Origin of the sequence: Vibrio sp. JPW-9-11-11 (genome assembly GCF_013369335.1) — a bacterium.
In the GTDB taxonomy this organism is placed as follows: domain Bacteria; phylum Pseudomonadota; class Gammaproteobacteria; order Enterobacterales; family Vibrionaceae; genus Vibrio.
On record NZ_SZQJ01000036.1, the window covers coordinates 421,428 to 446,049 of the forward strand.

The window sequence follows — 24,622 nt, forward strand, 5'->3', positions numbered from 1 at the left end:
GGCGTATCTTCGGTTTGTTAATTTGGGTTAAGAGGTTGTGCACTGTTGTGAAGCATGTTTTGCCACGATGCGGTAGTAACTGTCAGCCTTCTCATGATGAGGCATTTCAGCATAGCTATCATTTGCCAGCACTTTGGCAAAATCACTGCGGATGCCCTGACGCACGACCTGTTGCTCCTGTTGTCCACACTCAAGGATATTCAACATTGCAAGCATATGCTCCCCTTCGCCTTGCACTGTCTCTTGCTCCAGCTCTGGGTAGGTTCTGTCAATAAACTGCGCGGCTGCATAAAAGGGCCCCGAGCAAGACGCTGGGGTTGAATAGTGTGAGATGGAGGCGGTAGTCCCTAAGTCCCAAGTTACGTTGGTGGTGACCGCAAGCCAGCCATTCGCATAGCCGTTAGCAATCCAATGGCCTAAACCACAACCTTTATAAATGCTGTCGAGCGAAGCGTTAGCTTGGGGTAGATAGGCAAAAGTGATCAAGAGCAAAGCCAAGATTCTGTTTTTCAAAATAAAGCTCCTTGTTCAAACTTATTGGGAGTAGAGCAACTAAGTCATCTACTGCATGATTTAAACTTTAGATGCAAACGAGAAAAAGTAAAAAGAAACTTATGTGTGGCGAGCGGTTGATCATAGATTGCAATTTTAGTTGACCACTATAAATAAACGAACGAGAGGTAGAGCCTCTCGTTCGTATCACTTGTCAACCTGCATACTTAGAGTTGGGTGTGTGTATAAACATTAGGGATTATATAAAGCAGCCAGAGATTGTGCTTGTGCTGAAGGTACCTTAATGGTGCCTTCTCGCGTCCCGTCGGTTGTCCAGTATTCTAAGCTATTTCCGTTGGTTCCATCTACGGCTACAAAAAGCAGTTTGTTTTCAGATACAACATCGTACTCTACTAGGCTGTCCGAGAAAAAATCATATCCAGTATTTGGTGCAGGGTCTTGTAGAACAATCGTTTCTTTACCATCAGCTTTGATCAAGAAACTATCTGAGTCAGAGATCATTGACACAATCGCCTCCCCGTTGACAATTTCTAGATTTTCTACGCGACCATTGAGTTCTTGCGTAACAAAGCTACCTCCCGCTATTGATCTTGATAAATAGGTTTTGTCATCACCTGTCACTGGGCGATAACTGTGTGAAACGTAAAGAATATTACCCCTTACTTTAACAGCTTTGACATTAGTGCTTGATCGTACGTTTGGATCATAGAAAGACATGGTTGATTCTGTAGTGAGCTGACCATCTTTAAACTGATAGACAGATTCTTGAACAAACAAGTAGACCTCTGAGTTGAAGATAATAAGATCGTGCACATTGCCAGGCAAATCGGAGACGAGTTCTTTTGTAGTCGCCACTGAACCTTCACTTACATATAAATTTGTTGTTGTGCCATTACTGGCGACGAAGTAGAACTTGCTGCCGAGAGATACGTAGTCTTGAATCGATACGGATGTTGGGCCAGGCGCAATAATGATTCTTTCGGAGGCGCCGACTGAGTTTACATCGTTAGTCTTAGGAATGGCAGAAAGCTCTCGTCCTTCATTACTACTCACCAAATTAGATTCTACGTAAACATGGCTGTCAGTCTGAGCAATAATTTTTGGAGAAAAATAGGGCCAACTGTAAACATCGCCGCTTGTAGTATCCAGTATCGAGACACCAACATCATTACCTGGGTTCGCTGTTGGCTCTGTGGCTATATAGATCATGTTGTTGTCAACCACAAAGCTATTTTGCTTGCCAGATTCATAGGCTTGCAAGTCCCCTAAAAGGCCATGAGTCATAGGGTAACTCGTTGATAAAGTATTAGTTGCTGTATTGTAACTTACTAGCTGTGCCGCCATGCTGTTAATATTATCGGCAATCCAAAACCAGCTGTCATTGTAGACTGAGAATGCTCGAGGGTTTGTCGATGTTGCTGGATCGCCTAATACACTGAAATTGGTTCCGTCAGTTAAATAAGCGGTTCGGATGGCAGTGGTTGTATCAGTCGCAGGTACGACAAACTGTCTTTTTACACTGTCGGCGGCTCTCGCCTCGGCTAGAACCTCTAACCCATTGTCTTTAACATCTACATCAGGTGAACTTGAGTCTGTACTAGATCCAGACCCTGATCCCCCGTTACAACCTGAAAGCATGGCCCCGATTAAGCAGGCCATAAAGGCGATTTTGGCTTGTCGCATTTTGTTATCTCCACAATTCGTTATGAACGCGGGAATCATAAGAGAGATAAAGACTTCCGATAACTACCCTGATGGGTAGTAGACTTTGATCATTAACAAGTTCTAGATCTCTAGTGTCAGTAGGTGAGACACTATCGGTAATTGCGAGATACACTATTAACCCTAACAGCGGTCTTTTTATGAGGTATATAAACAGATGGTAGAGCCCCGTGACTCTTTGGTTACAGCTATTGCAAACAGTGAACTAGGTTGGCAAAACGTTGCTCTAGACATGGTCAAGCAATTCGATTTGCACGTTTGCCATATCATGGTGGTTAACCGCAAAACGTTAACGATCCGTTATCATATTGACGAAGGCGAAAAGCTCCCTGACGATCTGGCCCGTGAATACCTTAAAGTCATTCAAAACGACCAAATAATGATGCAGATTTTGAGCTATCCACCTGTTGACTGTTTTTATGCGGTATCACAGCTTTCAGAAGACGAGTATCGCTACTACATCAATAGTGAATTTTACAAAACGTGGTCAAAGCCTCAGGGCTTAGTAGACAGCGCAACGCTGTGCTTGAATGAAGATGGCGATTGGCTAACTTTGATGATGTGTAACAGGAACAGCTCTGTTGGGGACTTTACTCAAACGGATTTGAATCAAATGAACGCCATGATCCCTCAACTCAAACGTGCAGCACTGCATACGTTTTCCCACCAGGCCGATCATTTATTGTCGTCTCGATTTACTAGCCTGCTAGAAACATTTCGCATTCCCGTCGCTATTTTGACAGAACGTGGGCAACTATGCGCCATGAATCAAGCGATGCAAAGCCTGATATGTGATAAGAACGAAATCAAAATTATCAATAATTGTCTTACTTTAGATCACCGTGAAAAAAATCAAATGCTATACAGTAATCTGATACAAGCCAGTAAACGCTTGGATACGTATCAAGACTACACATTGGTTGAGCATGACAATATTGATTTAAACAATAAGCTGACCATTGGTGTCCAGCCTTTGGAAACTTGTCTGAGTTGTGGGCAGCAATATCTCAACGGCGTCATGATCTATGCAATATCGCCGAAAATTATCTCCCCGGCGCCTATTGACAAACTAATGATTCTATTCGGTTTAACGGAAAAAGAAGCCATAGTATGTCAAAAGGTTGCGATGGGGCATCCTGTTAAGCGTATTGCCTTAGATGAAAACATCTCTGTAAATACGGTAAAATTTCACGTTAAACAAATATTCCAAAAAACGGGCTGCAACGACAAAGTATCTTTGGCGAGTTTAGTTAATGTGATCCCTAATGGTGCTGGAGTGACAAGCAAAAAAACGGTTAAATTTAGATAAAAACCACTAATTATAGGTGTTTAATGTGATGTGAAAAGGAAGAGGAATGGCAACTCTTCCTTTTTTAGGCTCTACTTTCTCTTTAATACAAAATACTGATAGGTGAAGTCTTTGGCTGCGGCTTGCTCATAAATAGCAATCTCTCGTTTAATATCAATGATCGCTTGTGAGCTTTGCATGACTGGCTCCAACTCGTTAACTCGCTCGGCGAGTGGGTGCCAGTAGTTTTGCCACGCATCCACTTCTAAAGAGAATTGAGCGACGAGCTCATAACCAGCTTTTGCAAACTGTGCCTCACGAGTAGCGATAGTTTGAATATCAGGGTAATCAGACAGCCAGAACTGCTCGACTTCAGGATCAGGCGTGTCCGTTAACCACACTAGGTCACTGACAATAAGAACACCATTCTCCTTTAGCAAAGGTTTCCACTGTTTGAGTGCTTTTTCCATCCCCATGATGTAAACACAGCCTTCGGCCCATAGTGCATCAAAACTACTCGGCGCAAAGGGCAGTGAGGTCATCGAGGCGTTGACTAGCTTCACTCTGTGGTCGAAATCGCAGCTGGTCAGTTTTTGCGCCAGTTGTTCAATGGCTGAGGGCTCGTTGTCGACCGCTGTGATCTGCGCTTGTGTCTGCTCAGCAAGGAGTGTGGTCGAGGTGCCTTTACCACAGCCAATTTCTAACAGGGTTTGAACATTGGCGGGAAGATGGGAAATGGCGTTTAGTGTTCCCGCTTCATTGCCCGGCCCCCAACGCTCTAACGTCTCGAATACCGTCATAAAGTCTTGCATGTATTTGTCGTGTTCGTTCATGTCTTTAGATAACCATTTAATTCTTAATGCTTCTTTTTCGTCAAAGCCTTGCTGGCTAAGCCAATTAAGATGTTCTTCAGGGGCGCTCTCACTCATCACACTGTGCATGTCTCTTTGTGAGCGCTCACCCAGTAAACCGAGCAATAGGTCTCGAGCTTGTGTCTTCTGCTCTATTTCTTGATTCAGCATCACCAAGCGCTGCGCGAGTACTTTGTTGTCTAACTTCGCGTCCAGACAGGCTTGGCACTCTTTCAAGGTTAAACCGGCGCTTTGTAGTTGTTGAATTAACAATAAGCGCTGCATATCTCGTTCGCTGTATTGGCGATAGCCATTGCTCAACCGTCTTCCCTCAATCAAGCCTAGTTTTTCGTAATAGAGTAAGGCGGTGCGAGACAGCCCAACCTTAGCGGCTAACTCTGAGATTAAGTACATACTGAACAAGCCCTTTTATTGCTCTGTTGGAGATAGCATAAAGTGTAAAGCTATAGACAGGTCAAGGCGAATTTGGCGCGCCACGAGCGTAAATCCGCAGACAGTTAGGACAGAAAGCGCAAGCGAGCATGTTCTATAAACGGGCAATCGAGAGGGGGGACAATGAGTCTACTCGTAAGTTTTTCGAACAGAGGTTACGAGAAGTCACTCAGTGATTCTGTCTTGTTCAAGATGGCTTTTGGATTTTTCTGAGTTGCCCGTTTTCCGAAGGTAGCATGTAGTGTACTAAAAAACGTCGAATTTATTGGCCAAGTTTACTCTTCCATTACGATAATAGGAAATGCGGTCGAAAAGGTCTGGGTAGAAGCTCTTTCGGCTCACCGCCTTCAAGATGTCGCTGATGATATCTAACACTGATAGTCTGCGTTTCTTATAGTTGGCTTTTCAGAATCGATATTGCATTCCCAAAGTAATCAAATATTCATCATGGTCATAAAAATCAATGTTAGTGTCAGTGATATCCCAACCACCTCTCGCAATGAAAAGTGTATTCTTCCAGTCAAATGGCATTGCATATATATATGTCGCTGACACTCCGAGCTTCGTATCTTCTCGAGTTCGTTTAAAAAGAGGATTTGTGTCATCAAATTTTTGAAGTCCAACGCTGCTCGCGAACATTGTAATGTGTCGCCCGTTTCTTAATTGAAGCTCAGCTTCCGTACTAATACGCTGGCTCTTTAATGCCGAGCCTGAAGCATCAACATCTAGGTAATTAATCAACCACTCGATTCCCCACGACTCATTTAAATCAGTCATGTAATTTAGTTCGATATAGCTAAGGTTAGAGTTTCTATCGAGCGCTGCTAGGCTTTCTTCTTGGTCTAGCGAGTATTTTCCGCGAGCAAATTCAAGGGACCAGTTTGAACCCAAAACTCGCTCATAATTCAAAACAAGCCCTTGCACAGCCGCGTTTGTTGTCGTTCTATCTGATTGCAATTGATAAGGGTTATTCCACACCTCTTTCTCCAACAATCCCGGCACCACACCAATCGCTATATTTGAACCGTCAGTCAAATAATGACGATATCCAGCTTGCATGTAATAGTCGCTCGCCATTCCAACAATATCGGTTTTGAAATACACTTCATTTGAATCATCAAAACGATAGTTAAGATCCCAAAAAGGAATAACAACCACTTCATTATGTCGTTCTTGAGAGCCCGAATAGTCAGTAATTTGAGCTTGAGACTCGGTATCCATCACCGAGTAAGTACCAGCTACCCCCGTAAAAAGACTGACACTACCTTGAAAGCCAGCAACCTTTTGTTCCTCTGCATACACCACAGAACTAGCCAACACGAACCCAATAGTCAACAGCTTAAGGTAGCCTTTTAGCAACAATGATATGGTAACCTTGTTTGTCTGTTGAAAGCTTAACGAAGACTTATATAAAAATGTGTGAATTAACAAGTTTGAGTGAATCATTTTACTATCCTTATGTGCTTTAGATAGCCAAACTCTACTTAGACTTGTGTCACAATAAAGTCACAACTCACCCGTTAACCTATTTAAAAATAAATCACAGCCTTCGCTTTGTGAGATGTCAGCGACAAATGATAATGCCAGTTGGCACTTTTACAGACTGCTGAAATGATTTCATCTCCATGACCAAAGCCTTCCCCATCATGCTCCTTAACATCATTTCCAATCACGAGTCGACGTCCTTTTAACTGGATGGATATATAGCTATCGGTGTAACTCATAGCATTACGGATCAGGTTCGCGACAATGACCTTTGCAAAGTAACTTTCTACTTCAACATCAGACCGCAAAACTTGCTCTAGTTGGATACTTCGATCAGATAGTAAAAAAAGATGTTGATCAATCGCTTCGTTAATGACTGCCGATAGTGACTTTTTAGGCTGAATCCCCTTTTTTTCTCGACCTAGTAACAAAAAGGTATTGATTAAGTTTTCCATTTCTTTGTTTGCGACTTGAATACGACTAATAATTTGCCGTTTTTTATCATTAACTTCAGCGATATCTAGCAGATCGGTCGCCCCTAGAATCACATTGACCGGCGTACGTAATTCATGACTGGCAAAGCGAGTAAACTGTTGCTCTCGCTTCAAAAAGGATTGAATCCTAGAGTAGGATTGGTGATAAGTCCGATAAAGTGCCCCAATCTCATCTTTACGCGATGAAATAGCATTATCATTAAAGTTATTAGACGGGTGTTGAATTTGATGGACCAAAATATCAATTGGACCGCTAAAATAACCTGAGAGTAAGTGAGCAGCAACCAGTCCTAAAACAAACACAAGGGCCATCATGTACCCTACATAAGCCACCACTCCATCGCCATAATCGACCATTTGGGGATCCAGTCCCGGGAAATAGACAAAGTGAAGCCACTCGGGTTGGAGCGGTGACATAAAAGTCACCGTATGAGCGTCGTTGAGCGCAAACTCTTCAATCCCTAAAGTTGTGATTCCTTCAAGAAAACTCGGTTTCTTATCGTCTTCAAAATGGTACACGGCAATGTAATTATCGTCCGGGCTAGCCCACTCTCCGGCCACTAACGATGTTTGTATCCATTGCTGTTGTAGCAACTTTACACGTTGGTTAATAAAGCTGTCGGCGGCAACTTCGGTGGCTGCCCACGCAATCACTCCGATCGCAATGACCACCAGCAACATCAAAGCCGACATCACGGTAAATACTTGATGTTTAAAGTGACCAAAATACCATTGTCTCAATGAGCTCTTCACATTAAATATCATTAAGTCGATATCCTTTGCCACGTTCTGTAACCAGCATCCCTTCTGGCAATGCCTTTCTCAGGCGGTATATTTGAGTGCGCAATGCACTCGTTTCTTCGGGTTCATCGCCTTTCCAGATTTCATAGGCAATGTCTTGATTAGCGACGAGTTTGGGGGCTTTTTTTATGAGTAAGCAAACAATACGTTTTTGAGTGGGGTCTAGAGCAATTTTTTCATCGTTAACCGTGACAGTATCGGTACCGACATCATATACCAAAGCGCCATATCGTAGCTTCGGGCTTAAGCGGCGTTGATTTCTTGCCTCTAATGCTTCAACTCTAGCATGCAGCTCTTGTAACTCAAATGGCTTCACCAAGTAGTCATCCGCACCTGCTTTAAAGCCTGCTAGTTTATCCTCCAGCGTATCCCTCGCGGTCAAAAAGATAATCGGTATATCAGCGTGACGTCCCATACGAATAGCACTGCACGCCGCTAAACCGTTCATTATTGGCATCATAATATCCAATATTATTAGATCAAATCGCGATTCATCTAACAATTGGATGGCGGCCTGCCCATTATACGCGTAGTCAATATTGTGACCGAAGAGCTCTAAATAATCACCTAAGTTCGCTGCGGTTGCGTGGTTGTCTTCCGCGACCAGTATTCTCATAAAATTCCCTTTTCAAAGGCTACTGTATTCTTACGAAGATTGGTGACGAAATAGTGACATATGCAAATGTACTGTAATCACATCAACCAAACGGAGAGTCAAAAATGAAAGTATCACCAAAACTAATCAGTTTCACAGCACTATTCGCTTTGTCGTCAATCAATAGCGCTCATTCTACGGAAATCGCGCCCTCTGACGTTGCCCTTACACTCGCACAAGTACTCAATCCATCGGGTCAAATCCACACGTATTTAGTCACTGAAGATACTGGAAAAAGTGTAAAGGCGATCGATCTAAGCAACTATTTTGACTATTACCCTAGTGAAGCACTAAGCTTTATCGACCGATACGGTTATAGCACTCTGTATGACGTGCATTATGATCTCCCAGTCATATCCCTAGACTACAAACAACTACTCGCAGCTGGCGGTCAAGGAACTGAGCATATCGCAGCAGGCACTAACTACATAGAACATGGGGAAGAAGCGGATATTGACGAAGTCTTCCTATTTCCTAAGTTTTCGAAGCCAACATCAAACCACACCAAGATCCGCTACCAAAAGGATGTGCTTCTAGATTACGAGGTAGAACTGTGTATGAGGTGGGTTGAACCTATAAGCAACCCTGAACACAGCGCTGGTTATGCGGGGCTGTTCGTATGTGGTGACTTTACCGACAGAGCAGAGCTGTTACGGAAGATTGATGTCGACAACGTCGCGTCTGGTCATGGGTTTAGTGATGCGAAAAGTGGACAGTCCCGCTTTCCAACCGGACCTTACATTGTTATTCCAAAAGATTGGAACACTTTTTTAAGAAGTGTCTCGCTGGCCACTTATGTCAATGGGGAGCAGCGCCAACAAGCCGCTGCCTCAGATATGATTCGTGACCCCAACTCTCTGATTGAAATGATTTTAGAAAAGGGAGCTCAGCCTATCTGGCGATATCAAGGTCAAGATGTCACGTTGACCGGCCAAAAAGGAATTAATCCAAACCAAAATCTCGTGACAGGGACGCCAGCGGGTGTTGTGTACAACACCCCAGGGTGGGGCTACAGAATATCAAAATCCATCAAGTGGATCGTAACCTTTTCATTCTTAGATTCTGATCCGGTAGAGTATATTTTGGAGCAATACATAGAAGAAAGCTTTGATAACAATAGTTATCTACAAGCTGGCGATAAAGTGCAGCTCACTGGCACCTATTTGGGAAGTATAGACGTCGATATTATTGACTAGACACCCAAACTAAGACACTTTCACCTTAGTTATCTTAACTTCACCGTGCCTGAATAGTCAGGCACGTACATCCATAAAACTTGTGGTGTGCAACTTAATTCGAATACAGCCTGTGGGCGTTATTGGGCCAAGTCTGGTTGCGTGTTACTTTGTGTGTATCAAAACTCGCTGACTATCGGTAACGTACTCGAAGCGCCGCAAGCTTTGGGGCGAATCTGAGCGAGCCAGAGGTAATTAGCTCGAAGCTGGACATTTCTGAGTTACGGTTTATCGGAATTAGCTAGCTTTCGGATAAGACTAGACAGGGTAAAAAGAAAGACCTGCCCCACGTTCCTTGTTAGTAGCTTCGACACATATGAGGCAGTGTTAGGTTTGAGTTACTGGCTTAGCGTTTACTGTGCTCTGTCGTTTAGCTGGTTTCACGATTAAGCCAATACCAATCAGAAACAGCGTACAACCCACGATCTGAGCTACTCTGAGCACTTCGTCATACATTAAGTAGCCTGATATCAGCGCAAACACAGGAACAAGTAAAGTCAGTGGCGCTGTCATGCTTAGTGGGTAGCGGATCAGTAGTCGGTTCCATACCCAGTAACCAAATAGCGTGGTTGGGTAAGCTTGAAAGACAACGGCGATGGTTGTGCTGGTATCCCAAACGTCAAAGGCATGGGTTACGATGTTCGGGCCATGTAAACTGACCGCAAACAGTACCAACGGAACTGGAGCAAACAACATTCCCCAAACATTAAAGGCAAAAGCTTGAGTGGTTTTAGATACTTTCACGATCATCCCCATGATTGTCCAACATGATGCGGCAATCATAATGAATACCAGGCCTTGAGGAGTAATGTTGCCATTGGTGGCAGAAGCCAAAATTAGTAGAGCAACCAGAGCCGTAATAGCTCCTGTGACCTTACGTTTTGAAGCCATCTCTTTGTGGATGAAAACGCCTACCGCCATGCTGATTAAGGCATTCGATGAGAGTAAAACCGAAGACATACCAGAAGATAGGCCAGCTAGAATTGACCAAGAAGCCATGCCCCAAATGCCCACGCCGAAAACGATGCCGTAGCTAATGAGGTATCGCCAAGCCACACTTGGTCTGCGAATAAAAAAGAGCGCTGGTAAAACAGCGAGTGAGAACCTTGCCGCTGTTGCTAAGAGTGGGTGAACTTGGGTGATGCCCATTTTAATCATCGAGAAGTTGAACCCCCAAATTGCCATCACTAGCACCGCTAAAAATAAATCGTTCCGTCTCATAACTGCACTCCCATATTGTTGAAAAATAATATTACTAGAGTACAGTTATCGGTACAGATACAATTTTTTAGTAAAAAAGAAGTACAGTTTTCACCTATGAGTATGTACAGAACGATGGCGAGCCAGTTTGTTCGTGAAATCGAGTCGGGTAAATTGCCACAAGGTAGCCGTATGCCCTCACTTAGACAGCTTTCAAAACAACAGTCGGTGAGCATGTCTACAGCAGTAAGTTGCTACCAAGAACTAGAGTCACAAGGGTGGATTTATGCTCGACCTCAAGCGGGTTATTACGTGTCGGCTCGTAAAAGCCAACATCGAACGCCGCAAATTGTGCAATTCGTCAGTAAGGTTTCGAGCGTTGATCAAAGCTTTGCGGTTCATTCTGAATACAAAGGGCCGCTTGGCGTCTCTAGCACGGATATTGATGAACAAGCGTTGAGTGAGTTAGAGCGCAGCTTTCGCCGGGCAAGCAAGCGTTTAGGTAATAGCCGACTCAATCAATACCCCAATGCTCAAGGTGAACCGTCTTTGCGAGATGCGCTGAGCGTCCACTTTGCAAAGCTTGGACTGCATATTAACCCAGCTGAGTTGGTCATCACTTCTGGTTGCATGCCAGCGATTAAGGCTGCGTTAGAATCGTGCACCCAAGTTGGGGATGCGATAGCGATTAGTTCGCCGTGTTTTAGTGGCATTTTGGATTTACTGGGTCAAATGGGTCGCAAGATTGTAGAGATCCCATCATTGGAAAACGGCATCGACTTGGCTCAGCTTGAATCTCACCTCAAGCAAGGTAGTGTCAAAGCAGGTATCTTTTGTACTTCTCACATGAATCCGCAAGGAGTCACTATGTCAGCCCAGCAAAAGCTGACGTTGGCTGAGCTTGCCAATCAGTATCGAGTGCCTATCATCGAAGATGACGTCTATCTAGAGCTCTCTTACGCTGAACATACACCGCTGCCAGCCAAGTATTATGACCAAGGTGGCTTCATCTTGTGGTGTGGTTCAGTTTCAAAAAGTTTATCGCCAAGCTACCGTTTAGGCTGGTGTATTCCTGGGCGCTATATTGAGCGTTATCGTCGGCAACATACCGCTTCAAGCTTTGGTGTGTCTCTGCCAACTCAGCTTGGTATTGCAGACTTTATCGAATCAGGGCACTACGCCAAGCAGTTGAAACGTCGCCGCACTAAGTTGCTTAAATTGAGGCAGGTTTATTTGGATTTTCTAACCGAGCGTTTACCTGAGAAGGTCAACATCAGTAACCCTCGAGGGGGAATGGTGCTTTGGTTACAAGTCCCCGACCTGCAATCGGAAAAGTTCGAATCCTTGGTGGCAAAGAATCAAGTTGATATTCGCTTGGGAAGGCTGTTCAGTACGCTATCGCTTTATAATGATTGCTTAAGAATTAACATAGGCTTTGAGCTAACTAATGAGGTGAAAGTGGAGTTAGTGAAGTTGGTGGATGTGATAAAGCAAGCGTGCTAACCCAGATGAGATGTAGAAAACCGAATGTCGCCTCAATCAACATTCGGTTTTCTGGTAAGCGAGTGACTAGGGTCAGGTCTTGCCTGTTGCCCCCAAAAGATTAGGTACTCAAAAACCATAACGCTGTTATTCGTTCTGATACTGCTTGAAACTCATTTTGGGGCAGATTCGTGCCAGGCTCCCTTGGTGATGACTGCCTTGTTAATCACAACGTGTCAGTTACTTTCAATTGCACCAAGTTTATCAATAACAAAATCTAAAAATACTTTCACTCGTTCAGGTTGATAAGCACCGCCACGGTATAGAGCGTTCAGCGGATACTTAAGTGGTTTAAAACCGATATCTAGTTTTTGCAAGAGTCCCTTTTCTACATAAGGTGCAGCGATAATATCGGGTTGATAGCTTGCTCCAACCGCTGAGAGCGTCAACTGGCGAATAAGTCGTGGACTATTGCTTTTGAAAACGGCGCGTACGGTGAGATGATGACAAGCATTGCTTTGCTTCATAGCGCTAACCACAGGCCAACGAGCTGTCGAGTGAAGGTTGCTGTCGATAAGGCAAGGTAATTGTTTTAATTCCATATCGTCGCAGCACTGTTTTGCTAACTCAGGCGCGGCATAAACTGAACTTTGAAGGGACATTACCTTGCGATATTTTAAGTTGGAGTCTTCGAGTTCACTGGCACGAAAAGCGATGTCTATACCTTGTTCGACTAAATCCAGCTTTTGATTAGTAACGATGATGTCGATGTGAATATCTGGATATCGCGCGTGAAACTCTGGAAGAATTGGGCTTAATAATTCCTCAGCAAAACCCTGCGAAGCCGTTACACGAATAGAGCCAGAAGCTTCTTTTTTATTTGATTGGAGTTGATGGTATAGCTGGTCAACCTTAGCCAGAACCTGTTGCGCTTGCAGGTAGTACTCTTGGCCAGCCTGATTAACTGAAAGCTTACGGGTGGTGCGATGAAACAGTTTGACCCCGAGCTGCTCTTCAACGCGGTTTACATATTTGGAGGTCAGGGATTTAGAAATACCTAAACGTTCAGAAGCAGCGGTAAATGAGCCTGTTTCTATCACAGCCACAACTGTTCTCATTCCATCGATAGTGTCCATAAATTATCAACATTTTGGAAATTATCATTCCATGTTAGCGGGCTTTTTCTTCTTCGCAACTTGTTCTTAAATATTGAACAAATAACGAGCTAGGAGAAAGCAATGATAAAACTATACTGGCACCCCATGTCGGGTCACGCACACCGCGCGCACATGCTATTAAGTATCCTCGAATTGAACTTTGAACTCATTACCGTCGATTTACCAGCTGGGGAGCATCAACAGCCAGAGTTTTTGGCACTTAACCCCTTTGGCCAAATACCAGTATTAGTCGATGGTGAAATCGTCATTTCTGATTCAAACGCGATCTTGGTTTATCTTGCTACCGTTTATGATAGAGAACAGATATGGCTTCCAGAGTCGCCTCTGGTGCGTGCACATATCGAGCAGTTTCTTTCTCTAGCTGCTCATCGACTAGCAGGCTCAATAGCCAAACTTCGCGCAGCGAACTTATTCAATCGCAGCATAGACAGTGCACCGCTCACTCAAGAAGCACATAAGCTTCTCAAACAACTTCAGACTTACCAAAACGGCCGTCAATGGTTGGTCGGAACAAAGCCTACTATTGCGGACTTAGCTCTCTACAGTTATATCAAATTAGCGCCAGAAGGTGGGATAAGTTTAGCAGAATACCCTGTTTTGGAATCTTGGTTGAAACGAGTAGAAGGGCTATATGGCTTTGTACCCATGCCACTTTCGAATGTCGGTCTACGGAAGGAAACACAAGATAGCGATATTATCGAAACCCATTGATAATTGCTCAACTTACTCTTGCTATGCCCCGTTTTAACTTATTCGAAATTAGGTTATAGGGAGTTAAGAAGCGCTAATTTGTACGTGTTTCTTATTTCGACCAAAAATGAACAAAAGTAATCCAAAAAGCAGCTTTCTGAATTGGTGCATTGATCAGGCGTAACTTCGAATGGGGCGAGGACGTGTTTGTCGAGTTCGGCGTCAACACGTCCTTGGACAAAAGAGCGTGAGATAAAAAGAGTTACCACATAAGACTCTGATTAAAAAATACCCTTTAAATGGTTCAAATTACAACCTTTAAATTGTTCACCCACCACCAAGTTAGTTGAGACTAAGTATCTAACCCATCCCTGTATTCTTATACTCACTATTTTTCTTTTGTTCTTACTATTATTTAATCTCTATCCGACGAAATCAAAGCACTCCCTGCATTGAGGATAAATGTGGGGTACGTAAGGAGTAAATGATGAACCGAACTTCCCCTTTAATACTAATAGCGAGTTTCATCATGAGTTCGAATGTATTGGCTGTTGAAAAAGCCGATATGATCTTAACAAACGCAAAGATCCACGGTCATGAGACTGCCGATGCAATTGCAGTTCATGATGGAAATATTTTGTTCGTAGGCAAAGTGTCAGATACCAAGAAATTGCGTAATGAAAATACAGAAGTCATCGATCTCGAGCATGGATATGTAATGCCAGGTTTTATTGATAACCACAACCATGTTTTTGAAGCTGCCTCTGAAGCTGGAGGTAACTGTGAACTCAGTATGGACGCATCACTTGAAGGCCAAATACCTTATCTAAAAGCTTGCAGTCGAAATAGTAAGTCCAAAGGGTGGCTGATGGGGTATGGTTTTTCGTTAGATGCGATTCTAAATGAAGATAATACTCAAACACCTCTTGCGGTTATCGATAGAATTTTTCCTGCTCGCCCTGTCGTATTCATGGAGCAGACCTCACACTCTATGTGGGTAAATTCTGCTGCACTGGAACTTGCTGGTATTACTAAAGATTCACCTGAACCTCAAGGAGGTAAAATTCTCAAAGATTCAGTCAGTGGTGAACCTAACGGTATCTTATTTGATAATGCTGGAGATATCGTTATGGAAATGGCGTGGAACAGCTTAGAAGGTCAATTTGATCAAAGTTATGACGGATTGAGGGTTGGCCTCGAAGAGTCAGCATCATACGGCATTACGACTATTGGTGATGGCCGACTCTATTGGAAACGCGGATGGTATGAAGTGTGGAAACAGGCAGAAAAAGACGGTAACTTGACCGCACGAGTGTCGTTGCGCCCTTGGATTTATCCTGCTGATTCAATGGAAACGCAGCTAACTTTTCTAAAGAAAATCCAATCAAGCAATACGTCGAGTTTGCTATTAGTTGACCAAGTAAAAATGTATAGCGATGGTATTACAATAAATGGTACTGCAAAAACGCTGGCACCCTATTTAGATACTTACATTCCAGACGAGCCTTACGGAATTAATTATATTCCACCCAGCCAAATGAAAACTTGGTTAGATGCTCTAGATAAGGTTGGTTACAGCGCGCATATTCATGCTATTGGTGATGGAGCGGTTCGCGAATCACTTAATGCAGTTGAACATGTACGTCGTAATGGCTCAACCAAGCCGTACACACTTACCCACGTTGAACTTGTCGATCCAGAAGATGTAGGTCGGTTTACTAAATTGAATGTTACAGCTGACTTTCAAGTAGGCTCTGAATACGTTGTTGAGCATGACCATTCATGGGCTAAACTCTTTCTAGGAGCAAAGAGAGCACACTCTTTGATGAACCTGAAAGCTATCTTTGATACAGGGGCTAATCTTACACTCAGTAGTGATTGGAATGTCCATGAGTTAAATCCGCTCGTAGGCATAGCTAACAGTATAAGAATGGGGAATACAGGGCTACCCAATGTTGAGGCTGCGATTGATGCATACACCATCAACGCAGCGGTTAGCCTAGGGATACAAGATATTACAGGATCTATTGAGGTAGGGAAATCAGCAGATTTTGCTATCTTAGAGAAAGATATTACCCGCTTGTCTCACGACGACATAGCAGATACTGAAATCTTAATGACTATCTTACAAGGTGATATCGTATTCGACGCCGAAGAATAGATAACTAGGTACAGGGTTAGCCCTGTACTATTTTTAAGGGGTTAACAGCGCGAAAAAAGCGCTTTTATATGGAACTCGCCGTAAGATAGTTGGCACTTCTGCTATTTATCGCACAGCAAAGACAAGACTTGATCCTATTGGTTCCTTGAAAACAATCTCCTCGGCGAAAACTACCACCGTCGTCTATAAATGCCGAACAATGTATTTAGTCAAGCAAAACTTCGCTTTGGTCTAGCTGATCCAACCGATGGCATCACACTTGGTGAAGTGTTCTCTTATCGAGTCCAAAAACGAAGACAGCAATGCGCTAGTCACTCGCCACTTTGTGATGGACTTAGATCAACACCAATGCTTGGAAAATCAGTATCATACAGGCTATGAAAACAAATGACCTTGGCTAGTTCGGTTTATTTCTCATCTCACGAACCAGCCTTGATGTATGGAGAAAATACCTTTCCCAGCAGCCAACTCTATCACGTCAAATCAACCATGCGTCCTTGTAAAGCGGGAGTGTTTTGAACACAGCTTTCGATACATGTGATTAGATCTTGCGACAGTGGCGAAGGCTTTGGTTTATTCGCCCACAAGGCATACATAGGCCGAGTGAAAAGTATCTCTGAGTCGTATTGAACGTGACCGGGTATCTCACTATACAAATCGGCGATCTCTGTCATAGGCAATAGGCCTACACCCATGCCAGACGCGACCAGTTTGCGTGCCAAAGTAATGTCGTTGACCCGAGAAACCTTAGAGTATTGTCGCTCGATACTTAGTAAGTCTTGCCTTGCAATTTTCATCTTAGAGTACGGCATAATGAGTCGCTCTCGGCTTTTGCAGTCTCGCCTTGAGACAAGGCATACGGCAATGTTGGCTAACTTTTTCTGGTAAAAAGACGAGTCTCTTTGCTCTCCATTACGTATGGCTAAATCAAAAGAAGTTTGGCTGAGCAGTACATTTGTGTTGGCAGGCTCAATGACGACATCCACATGCCTTTTTTCTAGCAGAAAGGCTTCAAGCGCCGGGTATAGTTGGCCAATGACTAAGTTTTGTGGGCAATGTAAGACGAAAGAAACCGCTTCACTTTTCGAACTTTGAGCCACGGCCTGATGAAGATTTAGGGTGGTTTCGCCAAGCTGCTCAAATAATCCTTTGCCAAAGCTGGTGAGTTTGACTCCCCTAGAGGAGCGAATAAATAGTGACTCACCTAATCTCTCTTCTAACAATAAGATACGTTTGGACAAGGTAGGCGCTGTAGTTGTTAAGTCTCGTGCCGCTTTTGAGTAACTGCCTCGACGGGCTACTTCAACAAATAATAAAAAATCATCCAGCATAAGGTTTTCCGAAATCTTAGTGTTCTAAAGCTCGTATGGCTGACGATACGATATCTCCATACAGTATACAGACAGGAGGGAGCACTATGACAAAACTTATTTTCACTGCTCTGTTCTCATGCGCGATGTCAATTATGGTGTCCGCATGGGTCACTTACGTCAATCTCGGTTTACCAGAGGATTTTATCAGCCGATGGGGAATTGCCTTTATTAATGCGTGGCCTGCTTCCTGTACAGCGGCCTACGTGTTGAATAAACCAATCATGATATTGACCCAAAAGTTAATGGGTCAATTTACACCTCAAAAGGAGCAAAACAATGCTTAGTGTTGTGGCTTTTATTACCCCAAAAAGTGAATTTTATGCAGAGTGCAAACAAAAAGCGGAAGGCATTTTAACTGTCACTCGAGAAGAAGCGGGTTGCTTGCGTTTTGAGCTATATGAGAACAAAGCGAAAGATCAGCTGGTCTTGGTAGAAGAGTGGGTGGACCAAGCAGCCCTAGACGAACATTATGTTCGGCCATATATCACACCGATATTTGAGTTTTATAAAACTGCATTAGCTAAAGAGCCAGAAATACACAAAATGACCAATGTAGAGGGTTAAGTTCTCCGATATATCTGAGTAAGTCACTAGATAGGGTGGTGCGTCACCTCCCTATCGTTTAAAAGTTGGAGTAGCTCCGGGTACCTCACTTTTGGACAAAAGTTTGCCAGTGACTTTGCTAAATTAGTATTTCATGCATTACTTAAAGTATAGCAAAGTGCTCATCAGTGACATTTGTTAGCGACTGATGATCAATTTCAACCCTAACCCTCCCATCACTGACCCAGACAAATAATCAATAAATTTTTTAAATTTTAAGTACGCTTGACGAGGACTTGAAGCGGATAAGATTAATGCAACGATTAGATAACATCCTGCATTACTCAAAAATGTGCAAATTGATACCGCAATATAGAAATACGTAGGTATGTTTTGTGGAAGGAGTGTTGTAAATACGCTGGCAAATACGATGGCTGTTTTGGGGTTACTGAGTTGGGTTCCTAAACCTAATAAGTACGAACTAAATAAGGGAATGTCTTGGCATCGAGTGGCATCTATGGCCTGTAACGGAATTCGAGCTGACCTCACAACTCCAAATGCCAAAAACAGGAGGTAGCATCCGCCTGCAATTTTAAATATTAAATAGCTTACCGGCATTAGGCTAAAAATTGTTTGTAATCCGAGTAAGGCAGCAAGCGATAGAACTAACGCTCCCGTCCCCATACCTAATGCGGTAAAAATCCCATGCCGTCTTGAAAGCGAAATTGCTCGTCTAGCAACAAAGATAAAGCTGGGGCCCGGACTCATCGCACCGAGAGTAAGCGCTCCAGTAATTGCCAATATTGGCATGTATGTTTGAAGTTCAATGTCCATTTGTTTCCTCACTAACTATCTATCAAAAGCAACCAGAAACTTAACTTTATGCTTGATAGGCTTTCGCTAGTTTATCCAAAAATTCGTGTAGCTTTTGGTTCATCTCATCATAGTCATGATTCATTAGTACTTCAGGGTCATCAACGAAACGATAGTTTGTTGCCTTGCTGAGATCATCATTTTCGATCAGCAACGCTACAACATCTTTAGTCAATTCCATATGACACTGAAAACCGAACACCAAATCGCTATAAGCAACGATTTGTCGAGGACAGCCTTCACTGTACGCGATAATTTTGGCGTCTGGAGTCAGTCCCGGCATGTCGTTGTGCCAATGGCCCACTTCTAGAACGGAGCCAAAATGGTCAAACAGTGGATGGGTACTGCCGTCTTTGGTTAGCGTGATAGGGAACTTACCAATTTCGCGTTCAGGACTATGCGCATAGTGAGCACCTAATGCTTCACCAATGAGTTGAGATCCCAAACAAATACCAAGTACGACTTTTCCTGCATCAATCGCTTTTGTTATTACCGCCTGTTCACCTTTGGCATCGAAATGAGCACAGTGCTCGATGGTGGTCACAGGATTTTGTGGGCCGCCCATGACAATCAGAAAATCAATATCATCTACTTTTTCCGGAAGAGAATCACCGTCATAAACCCGAGAGTAAGTCGTTGTATAGCCGCGAGTTTTAGCCCAAGACTCATAAGCTCCCGGAGCTTCAAAATGTTCATGGATGATAAAGTGAATGTGCATCATTTGGCCCTTTTGTTTTTTGATAACAATTGACTGATGTTATATCAAAACAAACTGGCGTAATTTATAATAACTGACAATTAATGTAGATAAGCCGCCATTTATGCAAGCTAACAACTTAATCAGAGATTTTCCAGATAAACAATTTATAACTAAAACGAGTATCATGGCCTCTGGTTATATTGATGATTTCCATTCACATCCATGGCACCAAATCGTCTTCCCACGCCAAGGTTTGTTACAATCAGACATTAGTGATAAAAGTGGAATAGTCCCTCACAATGGTATGCTCTTTATCCCCGCCAATACCATTCATAAATCTGTTGCAATTACAGACACACAATTTTTAGCGATTTACCTCAACCCTAACAAACATGTGCAGTATGGAAGTGAGCCTAAATCCTGTCAGGTAAACTTCTTCCTCAAAGAGTTGATATTGCTTTTATTTGAAAGTGATACGCTTTCACAGCCGGAATCCAACTTGGCACATTTGTTAACGGTCTTACGAGATCAAATCGAGGCAGCAAAAAGTTATGAAATACCACTTCTCATCCCTACGGACAAACGCCTTTTATCTATTTTTCTACAGCTTAAACAGCAACCTGACTTACCGTTTACGTTAAAAGAATGGGCAAAAAAAGTCGGAGCATCTGAGCGCACATTATCCAGATTATGTGCGAAAGAGTTCTCTCAATCATTTGCTCTGTGGCGACAAAATATAAGGCTGGTTTTATCTCTGCCATTATTAAGCTCGAAAATGAGCATACAGGAAATTGCTATGGAGTTGGGGTATGCATCTGATTCATCCTATGTACAGGCTTTTAAAAAGCTGTTCCATCAGACACCAAGAAAATACCGTACTGCAAACCTATAAACGAATACAGACTCTCTAATACACGGATTACACCACTTTTGGGATTATTTTTAGTATAACAAAATCAAGAACCATCTCTGATGCACTATCTGAGACGAAACTCACTTTGGGGCACAGGTTTTTCAGGAGAAAAGCCTGTAACAGCTTCTATCTGTCAGCAGTCTGTTTTCTCAGACAACCTCAGATCGTCCTCTAGCTCAACGCCAAGGTATCGAATAGTGTAATCAAGCTTTGAATGTCAAGTAAGATCTGTACAGCCCTGATGCTTTTCGTTCTGGCATAGATTAAAGTTGCTTTGGTGCGACGCATGGAGTGAGTACCGTAATAGTCAGCATTCAATCCAAGCTTTACAGCCCAGCTCCTGATAATTGCTCGATAGAATGAGTAGCTGATAGGTTGCCCAGAGCGGCGGCTACTCGGAAATAGAAAACTGCTTGCCTCTAGGGATGCTGCAAAAATCCATCGACTAATACTTTGCTGCGTTCTTGGTGTAATCTCATAGTGGACATCGGTTCCCGTTTTTTGTTGGATGTACTGAACCCTGTCATAGATAACTCCTTGCGAAGAAACATCGTAAACGTGTAACTTTAGCAAATCACTCGCTCTTAACTTGCTATCTATAGCTAGGTTCAGTATCGCGAGCTGCATCAAATCGTTTTCAATCTCCAGCCTAGTTCTGATCCGCCAGATCTCTTCAAGCTTAAATGGCCTTTTGATGCCACTGCATTTTCCAGAAGGTGACTTTCTCATGATGACCTCCTCTCAGTGTTTTTGGTCAACATGAAGTTTGGCAGTCACATATAGTAGGCCTCAGAAAGATCTGAAATGTTGGTGGACAAAAATGAGTTACAGCCCACCTATCGAATCAACGCCGTTAAATTTGCATCTGCTCAACAAATTGAATGAAATTATCTTTTGCAAAGCTCTCTAACTGCTCATTCCAAATTAGGCCGACATCCCATGAGCTATTTACCCCTGGTAGCTCCCAAAAAGCGACATGCTCATTCGCAATATGCTTTACACTTGCAGGAACAATAGTGAAGCCCAAATTTGCTGATACTAGTGCTAACAATGTTTGAATATCATCGGCTTCCTGAACTACATTCAGTTTTTTCTCATGCTCCTCTAATAGCATGCTTATTTGTTGGCTTAGCCCCTTACCTCGCTCAGGGTTAAGCTGTAAGTAATCGATTGAATCTAACGACAACCACAGTTTGTTTTTGTCTATAATTTGACTCTTATGCACGGCAAGCACTAGGTGATCTGTACAGAGCTTCATGCCCTTTAGCGGAGCTACGGTGGGTAGTCGACTAAAACTGAGATGAAGGTCCCCCTGAAGTAGGAGCTCTGACTGCTTTTGAGATGGTATATCGTTCAGTGTAATGTGGATCTCTGGGTAGTGTTTTTTAAACTTAGCTATGTAATCTGGCGCAAGGTGGTAGGAAGATATGCCAAAACCTATATTAAGAGTTCCTGCCATTCCCTTGGCGACTCGTTGAGTGAGAGATTTATAAGATTCAAAACTCGATACAATTCGTTGCGCTTCAGGCAAAAGAGCTACGCCTGCCGCAGTTAGACTGGCCCCTTGTCTTCCTCTCTCAAATAAAACCACTCCACAAAAAGCTTCAAGGCGCTGAATCTTCTTAGTTAAAGCTGACTGAGTGATGTGTAAGTGCTCTGAAGCTACTCGATAGTTCCGATCCTCAGCTAACTGGCAGAATGTGCGTAAATCGACAAGATCCATTCCATGTGCTCATCAATTATAGGAAATTTATTCATTATACGGAATCAAAGGGGCTTTTTAAAATGGTTGATATTCACTAAGTAAAAGGAACCATTATGAAAGATATCCGTGTTGCGACTGTCCAATTTAACCACCATGCGAACGACAAACACTACAACTTATCGGTCATTCAAAGTTACGTAGAAAAGGCGGCTAAACAAGGGGTAAAAATCATCGTCTTCCCTGAAATGTGTGTGACTGGCTATTGGCATGTGTCGAAGCTTAACAAATTAGAGATCAATGAGTTGTCCGAGTTCATTCCACAAGGGGCAACGTTTCAACGCTTGCTAAAAATGTCTAAGCAATACCAACTTAGCATCGGCGCAGGTTTAATTGAAAAGGATAAGGACGGAAATCTCTATAATTCCTATGTCATGGCAATGCCTGATGGCCAGATAGCCAAACACAGAAAGCTGCATACGTTTGTCAGTGAACACATGAGAAGCGGCCATGAATACACTGTGTTTGATACGCCATACGGATGCCGTGTAGGGATCCTGATTTGCTGGGATAATAATTTAGTCGAGAATGTTCGAATAACCGCATTAAAAGGGGCTGATATTCTCGTCGCGCCTCATCAAACAGGTGGAACGAACTCTCGCAGCCCTAATGCGATGGGTTTGATTGATCCCCAGCTTTGGCATAATCGTCACCAAGATCCAGATTCGATTCGTTCTGAAATGCAAGGTTCTAAAGGAAAAAAGTGGTTGATGCGTTGGCTACCCGCGCGTGCCCATGACAATGGTATGTTCCTGATCTTTAGTAACGGTGTTGGGGTTGATATGGATGAAGTTAGAACGGGGAATGCGATGGTGCTCAATCCCTATGGTGAAATTATCGCTGAAACTGACTGCATCGATAATGATATGGTTATTGCCGATCTCAATGCTAAAGATCTAAATATGTGTACAGGCAGGCGCTGGATCAGAGGGCGTAGACCTAACCTATACGCTCCCTTAACGATGGAAGGGAATGAATTGACGCCTTATCAGGCAAGATTCTCGACACTAAAATAGATGGCGTAACTTATTGAGTGGTCGCCAACGAATAATACGTTGGCGATGATCAGTACGCCCATGCACAACAGCGCGGGTTAAGCTTTAAGTCACCGCTTGATTCAGATTCTTAAATGCAAAATGAACTTTACCGATTCGCGGTGCTCAAAAAGTGAAATTTTAACTGTTATATTAGTTTTAAGGGATTGAGATGAGCCTTATTCGGATTATTCTACTAATACCGCTGTTTATTGTTGGTGTCGCCAAAGCGTCTTCCACCAGCCATATTATTGAGCGACAAGATGGCTCATCGTTAATTTATTACCTCACCAGAACGGCGCAAAATCCAAGTGACACCTTGTTGGTCATCATGCAAGGCTCTGATTGCAATAGTGTCTCCCACAGCAAGACGATTAATGATCTGTTTTCTCAAACGGTGCCAGAGGCTGATTTACTCACGGTAGAGAAATATGGGCTAAACCAAGCGATCAGATGGAATCCCGATGGCGATAGCCCTGATTGCCCATCAGCGTACATTCAAAAGGATTCTCCGACACAGCGCGCGGCAGATTACCAGCAAGTGATCGAAAAGCTCGAGAGTCATTATGAGCACATTATTGTACTTGGCGGGAGTGAAGGGGCCGTGGTTGCCGCCATGGTCGCGTCACAAGTTCCCTCGATTGATAGTTTAGTGTCTCTGAACGCTGGTGGGCGCTTCTTTGTTGATGATGTTCTCTATAATATGGAGCAAACTATGCCACCGGAAGCCTTGATGGAAGCAAAGAATGGTTTCTTGGGTTTTCAGCAAGCCGTGGTGAGCGCTGAAACGATGGACATCAATATGAGCTCCCATGGTTTTGCTTGGTGGAAAGAGATGCTGACGTTAGACCAAAAGATGATACTTGAACGCGTTAGTGCCGACATGCTCATTTTGCAATCGGAGCGAGACATTAACGTTTCACCTGAGCAGGCAAAACGACAAGCAGAGCAGCTGATGCAATCGCGTTCGAACGTGTCGTTTGTGTTACTTGCTGGTTTGGATCACGCCTTTCAAAACCAGCGAGGAGAAAGTGAGATACCAGCTGTTATCAAACAGATTCAAGCATGGTTGGAATGATCTTAGTTAGCACAGGGCAAATGAAATGGGGTCAGGTCTTGTGTTTGCCACGCATTACTTTTTGTATCTCAAAACTAGCTGACTATCGGTAATGTGTTGCAAATGCAGCTAGCTCGAAGCAGGACAGAAGTATGTTGG

The 24,622-nt window shown here is 43.3% G+C and carries 22 protein-coding genes and 1 pseudogene; 10 read left to right on the top strand and 13 right to left on the bottom strand.

Annotated features, from left to right (window positions below; translation table 11 throughout):
• Positions 1–27: 27 nt before the first annotated feature.
• Complete coding sequence (locus FCU94_RS17790) at positions 28–513, bottom strand: DUF3015 family protein (protein ID WP_176289806.1); 486 nt, start codon at positions 511–513, stop codon at positions 28–30.
• 231 nt (positions 514–744) lie between these two features.
• The gene (locus FCU94_RS17795) at positions 745–2,196 is read right to left on the bottom strand and encodes a hypothetical protein (protein WP_176289807.1); all 1,452 of its coding nucleotides are present in this window, start codon (positions 2,194–2,196) and stop codon (positions 745–747) included.
• A 271-nt stretch (positions 2,197–2,467) separates the two neighbouring features.
• Between FCU94_RS17795 and FCU94_RS17800 the strand changes: the two genes are divergently transcribed.
• Positions 2,468–3,544 carry a helix-turn-helix transcriptional regulator gene (locus FCU94_RS17800; RefSeq protein ID WP_176289808.1) on the top strand — a complete coding sequence of 359 codons (1,077 nt, stop codon included), beginning with the start codon at positions 2,468–2,470 and terminating at the stop codon, positions 3,542–3,544.
• 71 nt (positions 3,545–3,615) lie between these two features.
• Here the strand turns inward: FCU94_RS17800 and FCU94_RS17805 are convergent, their stop codons facing one another.
• The 4 genes from FCU94_RS17805 to FCU94_RS17820 all read right to left on the bottom strand — a co-directional run bounded on the left by FCU94_RS17805 (position 3,616) and on the right by FCU94_RS17820 (position 8,223).
• Entirely contained in the window at positions 3,616–4,788 is a 1,173-nt protein-coding gene (locus FCU94_RS17805) for a MerR family transcriptional regulator (RefSeq protein ID WP_176289809.1), read from the bottom strand.
• A 444-nt stretch (positions 4,789–5,232) separates the two neighbouring features.
• Entirely contained in the window at positions 5,233–6,273 is a 1,041-nt protein-coding gene (locus FCU94_RS17810; RefSeq protein WP_176289810.1) for a DUF2860 family protein, read from the bottom strand.
• A gap of 83 nt (positions 6,274–6,356) precedes the next feature.
• Positions 6,357–7,592: a histidine kinase dimerization/phospho-acceptor domain-containing protein gene (locus FCU94_RS17815; protein ID WP_369597271.1), complete on the bottom strand. Its 1,236-nt coding sequence runs from the start codon at positions 7,590–7,592 to the stop codon at positions 6,357–6,359.
• Positions 7,561–8,223 carry a response regulator transcription factor gene (locus tag FCU94_RS17820; RefSeq protein WP_176289811.1) on the bottom strand — a complete coding sequence of 221 codons (663 nt, stop codon included), beginning with the start codon at positions 8,221–8,223 and terminating at the stop codon, positions 7,561–7,563. Before FCU94_RS17820 ends, FCU94_RS17815 begins: the two co-directional genes overlap by 32 nt.
• 104 nt (positions 8,224–8,327) lie before the next feature.
• Here FCU94_RS17820 and FCU94_RS17825 point away from each other — a divergent pair, with 104 nt between their 5' ends.
• Positions 8,328–9,458 carry a fumarylacetoacetate hydrolase family protein gene (locus FCU94_RS17825; RefSeq protein WP_176289812.1) on the top strand — a complete coding sequence of 377 codons (1,131 nt, stop codon included), beginning with the start codon at positions 8,328–8,330 and terminating at the stop codon, positions 9,456–9,458.
• A 366-nt stretch (positions 9,459–9,824) separates the two neighbouring features.
• Here FCU94_RS17825 and FCU94_RS17830 read toward each other — a convergent pair whose 3' ends face one another.
• Positions 9,825–10,718 carry an EamA family transporter gene (locus tag FCU94_RS17830; protein ID WP_176289813.1) on the bottom strand — a complete coding sequence of 298 codons (894 nt, stop codon included), beginning with the start codon at positions 10,716–10,718 and terminating at the stop codon, positions 9,825–9,827.
• 96 nt (positions 10,719–10,814) lie between these two features.
• Here FCU94_RS17830 and FCU94_RS17835 point away from each other — a divergent pair, with 96 nt between their 5' ends.
• Positions 10,815–12,200 carry an aminotransferase-like domain-containing protein gene (locus FCU94_RS17835; RefSeq protein ID WP_176289814.1) on the top strand — a complete coding sequence of 462 codons (1,386 nt, stop codon included), beginning with the start codon at positions 10,815–10,817 and terminating at the stop codon, positions 12,198–12,200.
• 215 nt (positions 12,201–12,415) lie between these two features.
• On the opposite strand, the gene FCU94_RS17840 is transcribed toward FCU94_RS17835, so the two are convergent.
• Entirely contained in the window at positions 12,416–13,315 is a 900-nt protein-coding gene (locus FCU94_RS17840; protein WP_255199297.1) for a LysR family transcriptional regulator, read from the bottom strand.
• A 102-nt stretch (positions 13,316–13,417) separates the two neighbouring features.
• Here FCU94_RS17840 and FCU94_RS17845 point away from each other — a divergent pair, with 102 nt between their 5' ends.
• Both FCU94_RS17845 and FCU94_RS17850 read left to right on the top strand, forming a co-directional pair.
• Positions 13,418–14,068 carry a glutathione S-transferase family protein gene (locus FCU94_RS17845; RefSeq protein WP_176289816.1) on the top strand — a complete coding sequence of 217 codons (651 nt, stop codon included), beginning with the start codon at positions 13,418–13,420 and terminating at the stop codon, positions 14,066–14,068.
• 466 nt (positions 14,069–14,534) lie between these two features.
• Entirely contained in the window at positions 14,535–16,208 is a 1,674-nt protein-coding gene (locus FCU94_RS17850) for an amidohydrolase (protein ID WP_176289817.1), read from the top strand.
• 473 nt (positions 16,209–16,681) lie between these two features.
• Here FCU94_RS17850 and FCU94_RS17855 read toward each other — a convergent pair whose 3' ends face one another.
• Complete coding sequence (locus tag FCU94_RS17855) at positions 16,682–17,539, bottom strand: LysR family transcriptional regulator (RefSeq protein WP_176289818.1); 858 nt, start codon at positions 17,537–17,539, stop codon at positions 16,682–16,684.
• 86 nt (positions 17,540–17,625) lie between these two features.
• Here FCU94_RS17855 and FCU94_RS17860 point away from each other — a divergent pair, with 86 nt between their 5' ends.
• Entirely contained in the window at positions 17,626–17,865 is a 240-nt protein-coding gene (locus FCU94_RS17860) for a DUF2798 domain-containing protein (RefSeq protein ID WP_176289819.1), read from the top strand.
• A complete protein-coding gene (locus FCU94_RS17865; protein WP_176289820.1) occupies positions 17,858–18,145 on the top strand; it encodes a putative quinol monooxygenase in 288 nt (95 codons plus the stop codon). The genes FCU94_RS17860 and FCU94_RS17865 overlap by 8 nt, the downstream gene beginning before the upstream one ends.
• A 177-nt stretch (positions 18,146–18,322) precedes the next feature.
• On the opposite strand, the gene FCU94_RS17870 is transcribed toward FCU94_RS17865, so the two are convergent.
• Positions 18,323–18,958, bottom strand: a complete 636-nt coding sequence (locus tag FCU94_RS17870) for a LysE family translocator (RefSeq protein WP_176289821.1) — start codon at positions 18,956–18,958, stop codon at positions 18,323–18,325.
• Positions 18,959–19,004: 46 nt separating this feature from the next.
• On the bottom strand, positions 19,005–19,715 hold the full coding sequence (locus tag FCU94_RS17875; protein WP_176290085.1) for a type 1 glutamine amidotransferase: 711 nt from the start codon (positions 19,713–19,715) through the stop codon (positions 19,005–19,007).
• A 103-nt stretch (positions 19,716–19,818) separates the two neighbouring features.
• On the opposite strand from FCU94_RS17875, the gene FCU94_RS17880 reads away from it, so the two are divergent.
• The gene (locus FCU94_RS17880) at positions 19,819–20,589 is read left to right on the top strand and encodes an AraC family transcriptional regulator (RefSeq protein WP_176289822.1); all 771 of its coding nucleotides are present in this window, start codon (positions 19,819–19,821) and stop codon (positions 20,587–20,589) included.
• Between the two features lie 154 nt (positions 20,590–20,743).
• Here the strand turns inward: FCU94_RS17880 and FCU94_RS17885 are convergent.
• Positions 20,744–21,339: pseudogene (locus FCU94_RS17885) on the bottom strand (tyrosine-type recombinase/integrase).
• Between the two features lie 124 nt (positions 21,340–21,463).
• Positions 21,464–22,333, bottom strand: coding sequence for a LysR family transcriptional regulator (locus FCU94_RS17890; RefSeq protein WP_176289823.1), 870 nt, complete (start codon positions 22,331–22,333; stop codon positions 21,464–21,466).
• 92 nt (positions 22,334–22,425) lie between these two features.
• Here FCU94_RS17890 and FCU94_RS17895 point away from each other — a divergent pair, with 92 nt between their 5' ends.
• Positions 22,426–23,388, top strand: a complete 963-nt coding sequence (locus FCU94_RS17895) for a nitrilase family protein (RefSeq protein WP_176290086.1) — start codon at positions 22,426–22,428, stop codon at positions 23,386–23,388.
• Between the two features lie 190 nt (positions 23,389–23,578).
• Positions 23,579–24,484, top strand: coding sequence for an alpha/beta hydrolase (locus FCU94_RS17900; protein WP_176289824.1), 906 nt, complete (start codon positions 23,579–23,581; stop codon positions 24,482–24,484).
• The last annotated feature ends 138 nt before the right edge of the window (positions 24,485–24,622 follow it).